This is a genomic window from Myroides sp. NP-2, from assembly GCF_014145665.1.
Taxonomy (GTDB): Bacteria; Bacteroidota; Bacteroidia; order Flavobacteriales; family Flavobacteriaceae; genus Flavobacterium.
In genome coordinates this window covers 1-16,842 of record NZ_JACHTD010000017.1, presented here as the reverse complement: position 1 = coordinate 16,842, position 16,842 = coordinate 1, and the positions used below count along the sequence as shown (strand labels likewise).

The window sequence follows — 16,842 nt, the reverse complement described above, 5'->3', positions numbered from 1 at the left end:
TTGCTTTATAGGGATATTTTTTCACCTTGTTTTGGAAAAATATAGTTTAGCTGTAGTGGATTTTCTTGGAATAGCTCTTGTTTGATAACTTCAATTTGATTTCCTGATGGCTTTAGGTGAGTCACAATCAGCTTTAAGTCCTTTAAGTTTTCCAGCCCTGCATATTGTGCCAACTTGTTTAACTCTTCCTGTAATAGTTTAGGTGTTAAGTGACCAAAGAGTAAATGTTCCGGTTGACTATTGGGAAAAGAAACCTCTAATAAGATTGTCTTTAGGTTTTTATTGCGCACTAAAGGGGCAATGTATTGCCAAATCTCATCTAGGTGATTGGTCTTTTCAATGCGATCTGCTCCAGTGTCTCCAAAGTACAAGACATAGTCATTGTTGTTTTTGAGTAAGATAGCCGAACTCTTTTGTGGATTGACATGACTCAATTCAAATATCTCCGCAGTAAAGGTTGTCTGGTCTATAGCAAAAGATTGTAACGGTTTTTCCTTCTTATAGGTATATTTACCCAAGATAGGAGATTCTCCTTCGCTTCCAAAGTTCGCCCAAGAAGCATTGGTGAAATAATTGTGCTTAAAAATAGTAGTCACGAAAGGCAAGGAGTATATCGGTTTAGCCGAATCTTCAGGTGAGTTAATAATCAAACCCGATACGTGATCCAAATGCCCATGCGATATAAAGTAACCTTTAATGTAATTTTGGAGGACAGTTTCAAAGGAAACCTCAAAAGTGCCCTTTTCAATAGCTTTGTTTATGCCACTTCTTATCGTTCCTGCATCAAGGGCTAAATAACTATTGCTGTTTTCAACTCCTACTAAATAACAAGATAAATTACTTTCATCTCCGCCACCATAAACCCCCAAGGGAATAATTTCAAGGTTCTGCGCAAATAGGGAAGAAGTACTGTAAAGTAAAAAAGTGGACAGTGTATAAAAAAGCTTTTTCATGTGATTCTAATTTTTTACAAAAATACGAGATAATCCTAGGAGACCTTATCCGATCTATACTTTTTTATTTTCACTCAAAAGTTAACTAATATGGAGGTAACAGTTTAGTAATAGCTCCATAATCTTTCCCATCCTCTTGCGATATACCTTTGGCTTGAACTAATGAGAACGAAATGGATCAAAAGGATAAATGGATCAATGATCACTTTGAACTATACTGGGATGAACTCTATACGTATTCGTGTAATATTGTCCGCGATCACTTGGTAGCAGAAGATGTAGTACAAGATGTTTTTGTACAAATATGGAATAACTTTCATCAATTGACCATTTTAGATCCCAAGGCTTATCTTTGGAGAAGTGTGCGAAATCGAAGTATTCTAGCTCTAAAATCAATTGATTTTGATACAGTTCAAATTGAAACAGTTTATCACGTTCTTACTCAAAATGAGTCGTTGTCAGAAGAAGAACAAGGATATTATAAGGAAGAATTGGTGCACCTTGTTTTTGCTAAAGCTAGAGAGGTGCTCCCTCAACGATGTTTGGAAGTATTTGAGTTGCGCTATGGCAGCCATTTAACCTATAGGCAAATAGCTGAAAAACTCAGCATATCTGAAAGTACGGTAGATAAACAAATTCACAAAGCGATAAAGAGCTTAAAAACAAGTTTGCCTTATGCTATTGACGTGATGACTGTACTGTTGATTATTAGTCAAGCTTAGGTTGCGTATAGGTTATTGATCCAAGGGTATATTATCTAATTGTTAAGAAACAACAAGAGGAATGGGGAGAATGGGCTATGTCTCACTCTTAATTATAGAAACCCATTAGACCCATGATTAATAAGTTTAGACAACTTTGTGAGAAATACCTGAATCAAACCGCTACACAAGCAGAGCAAAAGGTAGTAGATGATTTTATCCAGGAACTACAAAAACAGGCCTTCACTACAGGCGAACTTGTTCGAGAAGACAAACAACTAAAACAGCGAATTTTTAGTAGTATAAAATTCAAAACAGTAGTTCGTAAGAAAAAACAAAGACGTCAACAAACTCTATTGCTATTAGTTGCTTTTTTAGGTTTGATATGCACTAGCTTGTGGCTAACGTCCAATTTTATTTTTAAAGATACACTTCAATATACAGTAGCCCGAGGGGATGAACCTAAACGCTTTGTGCTGGATGATGCAACAGAAGTAGAGCTAATGCCCGGTTCTCAATTAATACTCCCCTCTGATTTTAATGCTGTTGATCGCCGAGTAACATTAGAAGGAGAAGCCTTTTTTAATGTAAATCGCAATGCAACCAAGCCTTTTATTGTACATACAGAACAAGTTTCGGTAACGGTTTTAGGAACTTCTTTTACGGTTCGTGCTTCAGAAGTTGTGGTTCGTACAGGAAAAGTGACGGTTGAAAATCAAAAGGATACTTTGGATAAAGTATGGTTAAACGCTCATGAGAAAACTACCTTGTTTGACGGGCGTCTTCACTCCTCTACAGTTGATGTTTTAACTCTAATATCAACCAATAAAGAGGAGCTTGTTATGCATGAATTACCCTTGATTACCTGGAAAAAAAGAATAGAAGAAGAGTTTAATGTACAACTTCATTTTGAGGGTATCTCTACCACAGATTTTTTTACTACGGGAGATTTTAGACATACCTCCCTCAAAGATATTCTACACAGTTTTTGTTTTATTCACCAAGTGAGATACACGGTTTCAGGCGCTGCTATTCACTTTGAAAACGAGTGGAACGGATGAAATGTTTAAGAAGAAAGTATCTGAATCTTGGCCTTGTGCTTAGTATGCTGCTCCTGCAGTATGCCGAACTTTTTGCTTCTTGCCAATCCATATCCGTTTTGCCTCCTAAAAATATAATTGTGCTACAACATAAAACCAATAGCATAGCAACACTCTTTTCTCTAATTGAAAAACAAACTCAATTTAGGATTGTATATTCTTTGGAAGCTATTGATACTTCTCGTACGATTCATTCCTCTACCCTGCATGTTGACTTAGGGACTTTATTGGCTCAAATAACAACGAAACGGGATATGATGTACAGTGTAAGTGGAAATTTAATTTCCTTTAAAAATGGAAGAAAAGCTCAAGAACGATCGGCTACCTCAGAAACTTCCAATTCAATCGATTTGATTCAAGGGAGCATTAAAGATCAACAAGGACAGCCTCTTTCACACGCTGTGGTTCGCCTTTTGCATACCCCTGACTTTGCAAGGACTGATGAGGAAGGGAATTTTAGCATTCAACTTGTCAAAGGAATAAAGCATCCTATTTTGTTGGTAGAACTAGTAGGGTATGATCCAATAGAAGTTGCTGTTACCTCTATACAAGCAAAACAATTGCACCTGCAACTAACCAAACAAAATAAAGATTTAGAAGAAATTGTCATTACTGGATATGCCAATCAAAGAAGAGCTAATTATACTGGAGCTGTTGAGCATATTTCCGGTTCGGCAATCAACGATTTACCGCATGGGGATCTCGTAGATATGTTAGATGGAAAAGCAAAAGGTGTTCAGGTATTCAGCGCACATAGTCCTGGTGGTGGAAATGCTATGGCAATACGTGGTCTCAGTACCATACACGCGAATGACCCCCTAATTATCCTCGATGGATTACCCTTGGTTAATGGGTTAAATACAATCAATCCCAATGATGTAGAACATATTCAAATTTTAAAAGACGCTGATGCATCGATGTACGGATCAAGAGCAGCAAATGGTGTCCTATTGATTACAACAAAAAAAGGGGATGATCTAAATGCTGTGACACTTGCTCTATCTAGCTATGCAGGTATTCAATATGCTGTGAATCTACCTACAATGCTCAATGCAAAACAGTATGGCCAATTACTTTGGCAAGCGTATCAAAATGATGGAGTATTGCCCAATCACAGTATTTATGGTAATAATCCCACAGCAATACAACTACCTGAGTATTTAACTGCTGATCAAACAATTCGAAGTGCAGACGTAAATTGGGTCAAATCAATTTTTACTCCAGCGCGTATTCAATCACATAGTTTTTCTGTTTCAAAAGGCGATACCCAAGCTAAACAGTTATTTAGTTTAGGCTATTTTGAACAAAAAGGAATTATTAAAGACACGTATTTTAAACGACTTACTGCTCGATATAACTCTAGTTATCAGTTGTTTAATTCTCATCTTGTGTTAGGGGAAAATGTAAGTTTAGCCTATGCAGATCAAGTCGAAATTGGCACGAATAAAGCCTTAAATTCTATTGTATATGATGCCTATATGTATCCCTCTATTATTCCTGTGTACAATGAAGCGGGCGATTTTTCAGGAAATCCTATTAATGACAGACAAAATCCTCTAGGACGCTTACACCGAAATAAGGATAATAAAGTGAAACAATTAAGAGCTTTAGGCAATCTTTATGCTCAGGCTAACTATGGGGATTTTTCTTTCAAAACTTCCTTAGGGCTTGATTTTCAGAATGTAAACGCAAAGCGGTTTTCTGCGACTTTTGATGAGTTATTCGTGCAAAATGAAGTGAATGCCCTGACAACAGAAAGTAGGTTTAATTACGAAATGGTTATGAGCAATACGTTGGGATACCAACGCCAATTTCAAAATCAATCCGTTCAATTACTCCTAGGACAAGAGGCAATCCAATACTATTATGAGGGATTATCTGCTTCAAGACATCACTTTTTGCAAGAAGATCCCTCCAATTGGTTCTTGGATTATGGAACACAAAATCAACTCAATTCAGGCAATGCCTATCAATGGAATTTAAGTTCCTATTTTGCAAAAGTCTCTTACAATTACAAACAAAAATATTTAGGTGGGTTGCTCCTTAGACGCGATGGTACATCGCGGTTACAAAAACACAAATGGAGTAATTTCCCTGCGCTTTCATTGGGATGGAGGATTAGTGAAGAGCATTTTTGGCCGTTAAAGCAACAAAATACCACGGCATTAATGAAATTTAACTGGGGAATTAGTGGAAATCAACAAGTTCCTACGTATTCTACTGTTCAAAGTTTTAGCCACAACAACTACAATTCGAATTACGATATTGATGGATCTCAACATACAAGTGAAACTGGGTTGGTTTCCACACGTGTAGCCAATCCCAATTTGCGATGGGAATCAACTGAGCAAGTCTCTGCTGGATTGGATGCTTCTTTTTTTTACGATAAGTTGAGGTTCACCGTTGATTTCTATTCAAAGAAAACCAAAGACCTTCTTGTCTACCGATCACTGCCTCTGACTTTTGGTGGTGCACATAAAGGACAATGGATAAATGATGGAGTGGTACAGAATAAAGGTATTGAAATCGGACTCGAGTATCGCAATTCTTTTCAGGGACTCGATTGTGCTTTTGAGTTACTCTTTACACAAAATAAAAATAAAATGACCCGTCTATCATCTACCTCTTATTTGACCATTCCCAGTTCGTCTTTACACGATGTGAATTTTGGACAAGAGGTCTCTAGAACAGCAGTAGGAGCGCCAATAGGAGCATTTTACGGTTATAAAACAGCTGGAGTTTTTCAAAACCAAACAGAAATAGAAACCTATGGTTTACAACCCAATGCACAACCAGGGGATTTGCGCTTTGTTGATACCAACCAAGATGGGACAATCGACCATAGGGATAGAACCCAAATAGGAACGCCTCACCCCAAATTTACTGCGAGTTTATCCATGAACTTTGCCTATAAAAACATCGAATTACAACTGTTTTGGATTGGTAGTTATGGTAATGAAATATATAACCTTACGAAGTATCAAACGCATTTTTTTAATCAAGAGGCTTATAATAAATCAACTGAATTATTAGGAGCATGGACGGTGGACAATCCAAACAGTTCAATCCCAAGATTAACAAGGGATGATCCCAATAATAATATTCGTCCTTCTTCCTATTATATTGAAGATGGTTCATTTTTGAAATTGAGTCAGCTTCAAGTGGCCTATTCCTTTGAAAGCAAACGATATAAAAAAGCCAAATTCAGACTATACTTCCAGGTCAGTAACGTTTTTACACTGACTAAATATTCAGGAGTCAGCCCAGAAGTGGGATTTCAAAATTACGCTAGTAACAATAGAAGCCTTGATCTCGGCGTAGATCGAGGACTGTATCCACCAGCTAAAACAATGTCTCTAGGTTTTACCATTAGCTATTAAACGATGAAGAAGAAAAAAAATATATCCTTTTATCTGTTGAGTTTGCGATTCCTTTTGGCAGTAAGTATCACGTCATTGTGGGCTTGTAATTCAGATTTTTTAACGGAGACACCTCCAGGAGAGTTGTTACCCGAAGAGATAACTACAACAGAACATGTTGAAAAATTGATCATTGGAGCCTATCAAATACTCAATGGACAATTAGATAATTCTTCCAATGCAATGAATTCACCAGCCTCTAATTGGAGCTTTGGTGATGTGATGTCTGATGACGCTTATAAAGGAGGGGGAGGAACAGGAGACCAAGTGCAAATACACCGTATGGAAATGTATCAAACAGACCCAACGATTCTCGATGTTGAACGCAAATGGAGCGTTCTGTATGAAGGAATTTACAGGGTCAATACAGCTTTGCGTTTGTTGGAGCTTGTCGATGATTTTGATCAACAACACAAACAACAAAGAAAGGGGGAACTCTACTTTTTGAGGGGACACTATTACTTTGAGTTAAAACGTCTTTACAATCGAATTCCCTATCTAGATGAAAGTATCGTTGACATGGACGCCTTTACTGTTTCCAATGTTCTCTATACATCAGAGGAACTGTGGGAAAAAATAGGTCAAGATTTTTTGCGAGCCAGTGAGCGACTTCCCCTTAAGCAAATGGAAGTGGGAAGACCTACACAAACGGCAGCGATTGCCTATCACGCTAAAGTGAAATTATACCAAGGAAAGTGGGAAGAAGTTATTCATTTAACCCAACAAGTGCTAGGAAGTACTTATGGTTTATATGCCGATTTTGAAGGACTTTTCTTACCTGAAAACGACAACAATAAAGAAATCATTTTTGCTGTGCAGCACGCCATACAAGATGGTAGTCTTCACAATTATAACGGGAGCGTCGGAGATAGACTCGCTTCACCTGGTGGGCCGTTTTATCCGCAATATGGTTTTCATCGTCCCTCTCAAAATTTAATTAATGCTTTTCGAACAAATGAACATGGATTGCCAGTGTTGGATACGCTAGATCTCCGTGCTAGTGATTTTGTAGATCCACGATTGGACCATACAGTTGGACGACCAGGAATACCCTATCGCGATTTAGGTATTCTGTACCACCAAAGTTGGGCTAGAGACGAGGCTACATATGGACCGTATGGTCCCAAAAAACGCATCGTTTCTGCAAAATCACCATACTATAGTAAGACTTGGCCGTATGTTTCGGCATTGAATTACTATGTGATTCGATATGCTGAGGTCTTGTTGTGGAGGGCAGAAGCCTTGGTTGAACAAGGAGATTTTAATCAAGCTCAAGTCTTAGTAAATCAAATTCGCATGCGAGCGAAACAATCACAGTACGTAAAACGATTAGATCAACAAGGTGCTGCTGCGCCTTACTATATCGAACCCTATAAAAACCCATGGCGAACAAAAGAACAAGCCCAAAAAGCGGTTCGATTAGAGTCGAGATTAGAACTAGCCCTAGAAGGTGAACGCTTTTTTAATCTTGTGCGATGGGGAATTGCCTCGGATGTCATCAATAATCAATATTTACCTCGAGAAAAACAAAAGAGAAATTTCTTAACCAACGCTCATTTTCAAAAAGGAAAAAATGAGTACCTCCCTATTCCTCAGCGCTATATCGATGGAGCAGGGGAAATTAAAATCGAACAAAACCCAAATTATTAAGTATGAAAAAAATGATGTTGCTGTTTGTTTTTGCTGCCTGGAGTTTGACTGGATCTGCTCAGGAAAGCCACAACAATAAAACAGTTGAACAATTGAAGGAAAACAATTTTTACTTTTTTAGTCAGCTCCTTCAAAATGCAGAAGTGAGTCAGCACGTGTTGAAAAGTAGAAAACTCCAAGCTTGGACAGAAAATCAAAAAGTAAAACTTGAAAGTCAAGCGGATGTAACACAAATCATAACAGCTGATCAATTGATCACCCCTTATCTTTTTACAAAAGAAGAAATGGTTGCCATAGTCAGTGAATTTCAAAAGATGAGCAAGCACAAAGATGTGAAGAAATTTGTTCAATCTATGCGAGATTCAGGAAAGTATGCAAATTTGGATACTGCAAACGACGATTCATTTCTCGCTGAAATTGTCCGATTAAATTTAGAAGGAATCAATCACACCTTAAATGTATATGGTAAAGGATTGGATCCGTTCTATCCAAAAATTGACGCTGTTTCTTATGAGGTAACCTCCAATTACTACAAGCGAACCTTGCTTTATTGGTCTAGTCATTTATTGGAGAACGGAAAGGACATCTCCTTGTTTTTTGAGCGTTCACTAGACTATGCTTTGTATTTGATGTATTTCAATCATCGAGATGAAGGCGTTCGCTATGAATCGTTAGACGAGCAGTACAATGCAAAGGCAATAGACTATGCAAAAGAAGTTGATTTTGGATCCTACCCTTATAATGCGCTGCTTGTCTTAGGGGATGGACCAGCCAATTATCGAGATCCTTTATCGGCTTTAGGAAAGCTTAATTTAGAGATTGCTGTGGCTCAATACAGACAAAAGAAAGCACCCTTTATTCTTGTTTCAGGAGGACACGTACACCCCAACAGAACTGCAACTTGTGAAGCAATTGTCATGAAAGACGAGTTGATGAAAGTCTACGGTATTCCTGAGAAAGCCATTATTGTTGAACCTTATGCTCGACACACTACAACCAATTTGAGAAATGCAACCCGTTTAATGCTGCGCTATGGATTTAATATCAAACAAAAAAGCATGATCGTCAGTCACTATAATCACATTAGGATGATTTACGATGCCAAATTCAAACAGCGATTCGTCACAGAATTAGGCTATCTCCCAGGGGAATTTATCGAAATAGAAAATGGTGAACTCCTAGAGTACTATCCTGTAGAAGTCATGACACAGATTAATCCACTTGAACCTCTAGATCCATAACCTAATAAAAAAAGTAACCAAGAACGTAAACCTAAACGAAATGAAACAAAAATTGTTTTTTTTATTCGCCTTGTTGAACCTAGCTTTTTTAGCTAATTGTTCTTCTTCCGATGATCAATTGGAACAAAGGCCTCAACCCAAAACTATTGAGCATTTGCGAAAAGTAACCCTATCGCCCGACTTAAAATTTGGAGCCACAGCGCTAACAGCTGTTGTGGTGAGTGATCCCGCTCAAGGAAATACCGAACACAATTATCTCGTGGTACAAGATAAAATAGCAAAAGCGGCGATTGTATTAGAATTGACCAATGCAGTTCGCTATAAAGTGGGGGAAGTCGTAGAAATTAACCTCGAAGGAGCAACCTTACAAGAAGTAGATGGAGAAAAAATAGTCAAAAATATCTCAGGAGTAAATGTAAAAGTTACTGGAGAACAACTTCAAGTTGCACCAATTGCCGTTGATCTTTCAACGTTGAAGAAAGAAGTTCCTTATTGGGGGCCTATTTTAGTAGTGTTAGACGATTTGCAAGTCGATACACAAGACCAGACAACTTGGCAAGGAAGTCGTCAAGTAAGTGATGGCATTGCCACAGCTGCATTAGAAGTGCGTAAAGAAGCGCAATTCGCAGATCAGCCTATAGTGAAAAAATTAGCCACACTAGCAGCAATTGCTCGAATGGATGAAAAGGGAGTTAGACTGATGCCTCGCTCATTAGAAGATATGACACTCAAAATTTCAGAATTGAAAGAAGATTTCGAACAGAGCTCTAGTAGTTCATACGATGTAAAAAGTTTGCTTTTTAGAACAGGAGAATGGATTATTGATGGTGGAATTACGGCCGCAACGGATGCAGATCCTAAAAATGGAGCACAGAGTATTCGTCTACAAGGACATGTATCGAATGAGCTGAGAAAAGGAATCCTCAGTATGAATTTTGATTTAGATGAACCCGTACAAACGTTAAAAATACACCACGGAATTTATCCTGCTAAGGCAGAAGTAAATAACGAAAACCCAACCTTATTAAGCGTCGAAATTTCGATGGATCAAGGCGCAACGTATCACAGTATTGGTGAAATCGAAGTAGATACTAAATCAAAAGAATTAAAAGTATCAGAATTTAAAATAGAGGAACACAAGCAAGGAAAAATGAGATTTAGAGTAGTCAATATTTCTCAACCTTTCGAAAATGGCAATAGACCTCGAGTAAACATAGATGATATCATATTCGGATTCTAAGTAGTCAAGCAATGAAACAGATAGAACAAAACATAAGGTATTTCGTTTGTACTTTTTTTATCCTACTTGCAACAAGTGGGTATGCTCAAGCCCAAAGCATAGTGATTAAAGGTAAAGTACAAGCAGCAGATGGTCATTTGCCTGGTGCAAGTGTAAAAGATACTAACACAGCCACACTTGTGCTTACTGATCTCGATGGTAGATTTTCCATTCAAACCACCACTACTACAGGGGTATTAGAAGTATCCTTATATGGTTATGTCACTGAGCAAGTCCGCTTTGAGCAAGGAAAAGAGGTTCTCGTACATCTAAAAGAAGAAAATCAACATCTTGATGAAGTGGTAGTAGTGGCTTATGGTGAACAAAAAAAAGAAAACCTAACAGGAGCTGTTGATCAAATAAAGGGAAGTGCATTAGAAAATCGTGCAATACCTAATGCGGCTCTGGGCTTACAAGGGTTAGTAGCCAACTTAAATATTGCCCCTACTGATGGAAAACCAACCCAATCTCCACGTTTTAATATTCGAGGAGCAACCTCGATTGGACAAGGAGGTAGTGCTTTAGTATTGATTGATGGAGTAGAAGGAGATCCCGCTTTGTTAAACGCAAATGATATCGAAAGTGTTTCGGTACTGAAAGACGCCTCCTCTGCCGCTATTTACGGTGCTAGAGGTGCTTTTGGTGTTGTGCTTATCACAACGAAAAAACCAAAAAAAGACCATTTCGTAATTTCATATAGTCAAAATGTAAGTTTTAAAAAACCAACGCGACTACCTGATTTTGTAACAGATAGTTACACTTGGGCATCGATGTTTAACGAAGCTTTCTCTAGTTGGAATAACTACAGTAGTACACCACAAAATGTCAATAAAACCATGCCTTTCTCTCAAGAGTATTTGTTGGAGTTAGAACGAAGATCTAAAGATCCCAATGCTCCTAAAGTAGAAATCGACCCTCAAACAGGAGAATATGTGTATTATGGAAATACGGATTGGCAAAAATTGTTGTATAAAGACCAAACGTATGCCCTCACTCATAATTTGTATTTGTCAAGTGGATCAGAGAAAAGCCAATTCTCATTAAGTGGACAAATTATCGATCAAAAAGGATTGTTTCGCTACAATTCTGATGACTATAAAATGTATAATTTCAGAGCGGTTGCTAGTTCAAAACTACGTTCGTGGTTGGATTTCTCAAATACTGCCTCTTTTGCTAAAACAGCCTATCACAATCCCTTAAATGTAGGAGAAGCAGGAGGAATATGGCGAAATATGGTTGCAGAAGGACACCCAATGAGTCCAATGTTAAACCCTGATGGTACCCTGACCCATTCTGCAGCTTATACCGTAGGTGATTTCTATTATGGGAAAAATGGACTAGATAAAAACAATAAGCTATTCAAAAATACGACCAGTTTTAAGGCGAATATAAAAGAAGATGTAGTAAGTGTAAATGCAGATTTTACCTATCAATTGAAAGTAGAGGAAGAAACAAGAAGACGAGTGCCTGTGCCTTTTAGCAAGTCCCCGGGTATAATTCAGTACCTAGGGGCTAGTACAAACGATTATCGCGTGATGAACCGAAATACAGAATACTTGACGTCAAACGTATATCTCAAATTCAAACAGGATTGGAATAAACATAATTTCAATGCACTCTTGGGGGTGAATCAAGAAATGTCAACTTTCAAAAATACAGGTTCTCAACGCAATGGACTTCTTTTTGACGATGCAAATGATTTGGACTTAGCAACAGGAGAATCCATGGTCGTATCAGGAGGATATGAACGCTGGAGTCTATTAGGCGGTTTTTATCGCTTAAACTATGATTTCGATAACCGCTATTTGATAGAACTAAACGGTCGATATGATGGATCTTCGAAGTTTCCTAGCAATGAACGATTTGCATTCTTTCCCTCTGTTTCTGCAGGATGGAATGTATCAAACGAACCATTTTGGAACCTATCTCCTCAATACATTAGTTTACTGAAACTTAGAGGATCCTATGGCGCTTTAGGAAATGGTAATATTCGTTCGTATTCGTTTATCGAACAGCTAATGATTAATAGAGAATTGAGAATCCTAAATGGGGATTTAGCTACTTACACTTCAGCTCCTAGCGTGATTCCCAAAGGACTAACTTGGGAAACCGTAACAACAAAAAATATAGGGTTAGACGTTAACTTCTTCAATAATCGATTGACTTTTAGTGGAGATGTTTACAGTAGAACAACAAAAGATATGTTCACCCTTGGGCCAGAGTTACCCGCTGTTTTTGGATCGAGTTCCCCTAAAGGAAATTATGCCGACTTGCGTACCAACGGATGGGAACTTACAATAAACTGGAGAGATCAGATTAACCTATTGGCAAAACCACTCAATTACAATGTTCGTTTTACACTAGCTGATAATAAAACTAAAATAACAAAGTACAATAACCCTACTAATAAGCTGAGTGATTATTATGCAGGTCAGCAATTAGGTGAAATTTGGGGCTATGTTACCGATGGCTTTTTTACTTCAGAAGATCAGATTAAAAGTTCAGCGAATCAAGATTTGTTCAGCTCAACAGCTCAAGGTGTTTGGCGTACAGGCGATATAAAGTTTCAAGATTTAAACAACGATGGGGTTATTGATAATGGTGATAATACGGTTGATGATCCAGGTGATCGCAAAGTAATAGGTAATTCATTGCCTCGTTATACCTTTGGTTTACAGCTTGCTGCTGATTGGAATAATTTCTTTTTTTCAGCATTCTTTCAAGGGGTAGGCAAACAAGATTGGTATCCGAGTAAAGGAGCAAACTCGTTTTGGGGACAGTATAATGCACCCTATGGACATCCACTTCAATCACAACTAGGCGAAATTTGGACAGAAGATAATCCAAATGCTTATTTCCCTCGCTATACTGGCTATCTCGCTTGGTCTGATTCGGGAACACTGCGTCAAACCCAAACGAAATACTTGCAAAATGTAGCATATATCCGTTTAAAAAATATTCAATTCGGTTATGACCTAGCAAAACTATTGCCTAAACATATGGGAGTAGATACCCTACAATTGTATGTGTCAGGTGAAAATTTATTCACCTATTCACCCTTTTATAAACGTTCGAGCGCTATTGATGTTGAAAATATTGGAGCCTCTGATCAAGATTTAGCCAATACAAATTATGGGGATGGTTTTAATTACCCCCTTTTAAAGAGTATCTCTTTTGGAATTAATATCAGTTTTTAAAAATTAAGTACGATGTCAAAAATAAATTTCTTCTACACTTTTCTACTTCTCTGTTGCGTCGGATGTGCAGAGTTAGACCAAGATCCTGTATCTACAGTGAGTAGAGAAGCTGTTTTCAATAGTGAAAAAGGATTGGAATTGTATTCCAAATCCTTCTACCAAATCTTGCCAACGGCCAACGAAATCCTCCGTGGAGATAATATGGCCGATTATATAGTGCGCAAAGATGTGCCTAATTTTTTTAGAGCAGGTGCTTTTGGACCGAAACAATCCTCTGGATGGAGTTGGGGACAATTGCGAAATGTTAACTATTTTTTGGAGCAGAACACATCGAGTCAAATTGACCTAGAAACAAGAAACCATTACAATGGACTGGCGCGTTTTTTTAGAGCTTTGTTTTATTTTGAAAAAGTAAAGCGATTTGGAGATGTGCCCTGGATCAATAAAACTTTAGATGTAGATGACGATCAGCTTTATGCAGGTAGAGATTCGCGCGTGCTTGTGATGGATGCGATAATGCAAGATCTCGATTTTGCCTATACTCATATCAGAACAAAAAAAGAAGCCTCAAGAACACTAATTACAAGAGAAGTAGTTGCAGCCTTTAAATCGAGAATTGCCTTATTCGAAGGAACTTATCGCAAGTATCATACCGAACTTAATCTCGCTTCCACAGCCGATGATTTCCTACATCAAGCTGTTATAGCGGCTGAATTAGTAATTTCAAGCGGGCAATATAGTTTACATACCAAATCAGAAACTCCATATCGCGATCTATTTATACAAGATCAACCCAATGCCAATGAGTTTTTGTTGGTCAATGCCTATGATAAAGAACTAGGTATACTCCACGATGCCAATTGGTATTATACGAGTGCCTCCTACGGAGATCGAATTAGTTTTACTCGTAGTTTCATGCATACCTTCCTCAATCAAGATGGTACTTTCTTTACATCCAATGCTTCCTATAAAACAAAAACCTTTATGGCAGAAGTAGAGCAGCGCGACAAAAGATTGTCCCAACTTATCCGTACAAAAGGTTACCAAAGAAATATTGGTGGAATCCTAACACCGACTCCTCCCGTATTTAGCTATACCTACAGTGGATATCAACCCATCAAGTGGGTAAAGGATGATGTGTCTTATGATAGTGGTCGAAATAATACAAATGCAGTTCCAATTCTGAGGTATGCTGAGGTCTTACTCAATTATGCAGAAGCCTTAGCAGAGCTAAACCTCATGTCAGAAGAACAATGGCAAGAAACCATCGGTAAATTAAGAGCACGAGCAGGAATTGAAAATAATGAAAGCAAGCCCAATACAGTAGATACATACTTGCAATCTACCTTTTATCCTGGAATTTCAGATCCAGTAGTTTTAGAGGTAAGGAGAGAAAGAGCCATTGAACTCGCTTTAGAAGGCTTTCGATTTGATGATGTCCTGCGTTGGAAGTTGGGAAAATTGTATGAAAAGGAAAGAAATGGAATCTATGTCGAACAACTTGATGAACCAATTGACTTAAATAGTGACGGTGTTTTAGATGTCGTCTTTTATATAGGTAAACCCAAAGACCAGATCCCAGGCGTGAACTACGTGAATGTGGATCCTACAAAAGGAGGATTACGCTTGTCAGAAACAACAAAAGGAGAATTAGAATGGTTGTGGAATGATCGTATTCAATGGGTAGACAAATTCTATTTATACCCAATTCCAGAAAAAGACTTATTAATCAATACAAATTTAAAACAAAATCCAGGATGGTAAAATTGAAAAAAATCACTAGTAAAGTAACGAGTCTCGTTATTTTAATGTTCACTTTAGCTTGTAATTCAAGTGATCATGTAGTCGGAAATGAAAAAGACAAGGAACAAGAACAAGGAGGAGGAAAAGAAGAAGGTCCCAAAGAGGAAGCAAAGGTATTGACCTTGATGAGTTATAACATCCATATCGCTAACCCACCATCAAAAGGAGAGGGATTTGTAGATATCGATGCTATTGCAGCAGTAATTAATGCAGAAAATCCAGATGTGGTATTGTTACAAGAAGTGGATCGATTTACTGATCGATCAGGTAAAACCCTAGATCAAGCCTTAACATTAGGTGCAAAAACAAACATGAATTATTACTTTGCTAAAGCTTTAAATCGCTCAAATGGAGAATATGGTGTTGCTGTTTTAACCAAAAAAGAACATAAACTTTCAGTTAAACACAGTTTACCCGGAGCTGAAGGAACAAAATCAGAATTGAGAACCATTGGTTTAGTTGAAATAGAATTTGAGGAAGGGCAAAGTATGTATGTTGCTTCTACGCATATTGATCACCTAGAAGACCGCAGTAAACAAGTGCAAATAAGAGAAATGATGAATTTCTTAACTCCTTATAATAGTAAACCCATTATTCTAGGAGCTGATTTAAATATGCCACCAACACATGAGTTGTGGAATTCATTATCCACTATGTTTCAAACAGGGTGTATGGGAACATGTCCTTTGACTGCTCCAGCTAAAAAACCGAGAACAACAATTGATTATCTGATGATGAATGAAAAGGCTAGAGAAATTTTTTCAGTAACCGATTATTATACTGTAAAAGATGATTATGCATCAGACCATTTTCCTGTTGTAATGAAAGTAGAAATGAAAAAATAAAAAATGTATTCGAGCAACTCTGAGTTTAAGTTGAAGCCAAAGCGACTCTAGTAATACATGTAAATGCCCCAACAAGTTAGATACTTTCGGGGCATTTTCTATGAATAGAAAACAGAAATATGCCTTCACTTAGGCATGCGTGAAGAAACTGTGGCTCTTTGTTCTGCTAACCCAATGTCACTTGCTCCTATTTTCTAAGTTTTTTTTTTGTCTCCTTCTATATGTATACATGATTCGTACGTTGTGCGTCTGTCTCGTTCTGCTATAGCTATACAGTTTTTGTTCATATTCCCGTTTTGTACTTTACAACGAGCATCGAACGAAGAACGAAGAGCAACGAGCAACCTACAAAAAAAACTTTTCGATCTAACGTGCGTTATAGTAATGAGTTGTGAATAAAAGTGGAATTTTACTGAAAAAAAAGCAACAAATAATTTGGAAGTGGCGAAAAAGGTACTACTTTTGCATCCGCATTAAACAAGCAGACGTTCATAGAAAAGCAGTAGAAAAGACTTGAGATTGGTTCGAAAATATTTTTTAAAAATAAATTTGGATAATCGAAATAAAGAGTCTTATCTTTGCAGTCCGCTTCAGTAAACACTGAGGGTTGGCGAAAAGTGATGAAAAAATATTTTTCAAAAAAGTTTTGCTAAT

Annotated in this window: 10 protein-coding genes; 9 read left to right on the top strand and 1 reads right to left on the bottom strand. The window is 37.6% G+C overall.

Annotated features, from left to right (window positions below):
- Positions 1 to 5: 5 nt before the first annotated feature.
- Entirely contained in the window at positions 6 to 953 is a 948-nt protein-coding gene (locus H4K35_RS13850) for a 3',5'-cyclic-nucleotide phosphodiesterase (protein ID WP_182628555.1), read from the bottom strand.
- A 173-nt stretch (positions 954 to 1,126) separates the two neighbouring features.
- On the opposite strand from H4K35_RS13850, the gene H4K35_RS13845 reads away from it, so the two are divergent.
- The 9 genes from H4K35_RS13845 (at position 1,127) to H4K35_RS13805 (ending at position 16,188) form a co-directional block, all read left to right on the top strand.
- Positions 1,127 to 1,675: a sigma-70 family RNA polymerase sigma factor gene (locus H4K35_RS13845; protein ID WP_182628554.1), complete on the top strand. Its 549-nt coding sequence runs from the start codon at positions 1,127 to 1,129 to the stop codon at positions 1,673 to 1,675.
- Positions 1,676 to 1,788: 113 nt separating this feature from the next.
- The gene (locus tag H4K35_RS13840) at positions 1,789 to 2,715 is read left to right on the top strand and encodes a FecR family protein (RefSeq protein ID WP_182628553.1); all 927 of its coding nucleotides are present in this window, start codon (positions 1,789 to 1,791) and stop codon (positions 2,713 to 2,715) included.
- 119 nt (positions 2,716 to 2,834) lie between these two features.
- Positions 2,835 to 6,134 (top strand): SusC/RagA family TonB-linked outer membrane protein, encoded by a 3,300-nt coding sequence (locus H4K35_RS13835; protein ID WP_182628552.1) that lies wholly within the window; start codon positions 2,835 to 2,837, stop codon positions 6,132 to 6,134.
- A gap of 3 nt (positions 6,135 to 6,137) precedes the next feature.
- A complete protein-coding gene (locus H4K35_RS13830) occupies positions 6,138 to 7,823 on the top strand; it encodes a RagB/SusD family nutrient uptake outer membrane protein (protein WP_182628551.1) in 1,686 nt (561 codons plus the stop codon).
- Positions 7,824 to 7,825: 2 nt separating this feature from the next.
- Positions 7,826 to 9,064 (top strand): YdcF family protein, encoded by a 1,239-nt coding sequence (locus tag H4K35_RS13825; RefSeq protein WP_182628550.1) that lies wholly within the window; start codon positions 7,826 to 7,828, stop codon positions 9,062 to 9,064.
- A gap of 40 nt (positions 9,065 to 9,104) precedes the next feature.
- Positions 9,105 to 10,304, top strand: a complete 1,200-nt coding sequence (locus tag H4K35_RS13820) for a DUF5689 domain-containing protein (protein WP_182628549.1) — start codon at positions 9,105 to 9,107, stop codon at positions 10,302 to 10,304.
- Between the two features lie 11 nt (positions 10,305 to 10,315).
- Positions 10,316 to 13,540: a TonB-dependent receptor gene (locus H4K35_RS13815; protein WP_182628548.1), complete on the top strand. Its 3,225-nt coding sequence runs from the start codon at positions 10,316 to 10,318 to the stop codon at positions 13,538 to 13,540.
- A 12-nt stretch (positions 13,541 to 13,552) separates the two neighbouring features.
- Positions 13,553 to 15,304 (top strand): RagB/SusD family nutrient uptake outer membrane protein, encoded by a 1,752-nt coding sequence (locus H4K35_RS13810; protein ID WP_182628547.1) that lies wholly within the window; start codon positions 13,553 to 13,555, stop codon positions 15,302 to 15,304.
- On the top strand, positions 15,298 to 16,188 hold the full coding sequence (locus tag H4K35_RS13805) for an endonuclease/exonuclease/phosphatase family protein (protein ID WP_182628546.1): 891 nt from the start codon (positions 15,298 to 15,300) through the stop codon (positions 16,186 to 16,188). The genes H4K35_RS13810 and H4K35_RS13805 overlap by 7 nt, the downstream gene beginning before the upstream one ends.
- The last annotated feature ends 654 nt before the right edge of the window (positions 16,189 to 16,842 follow it).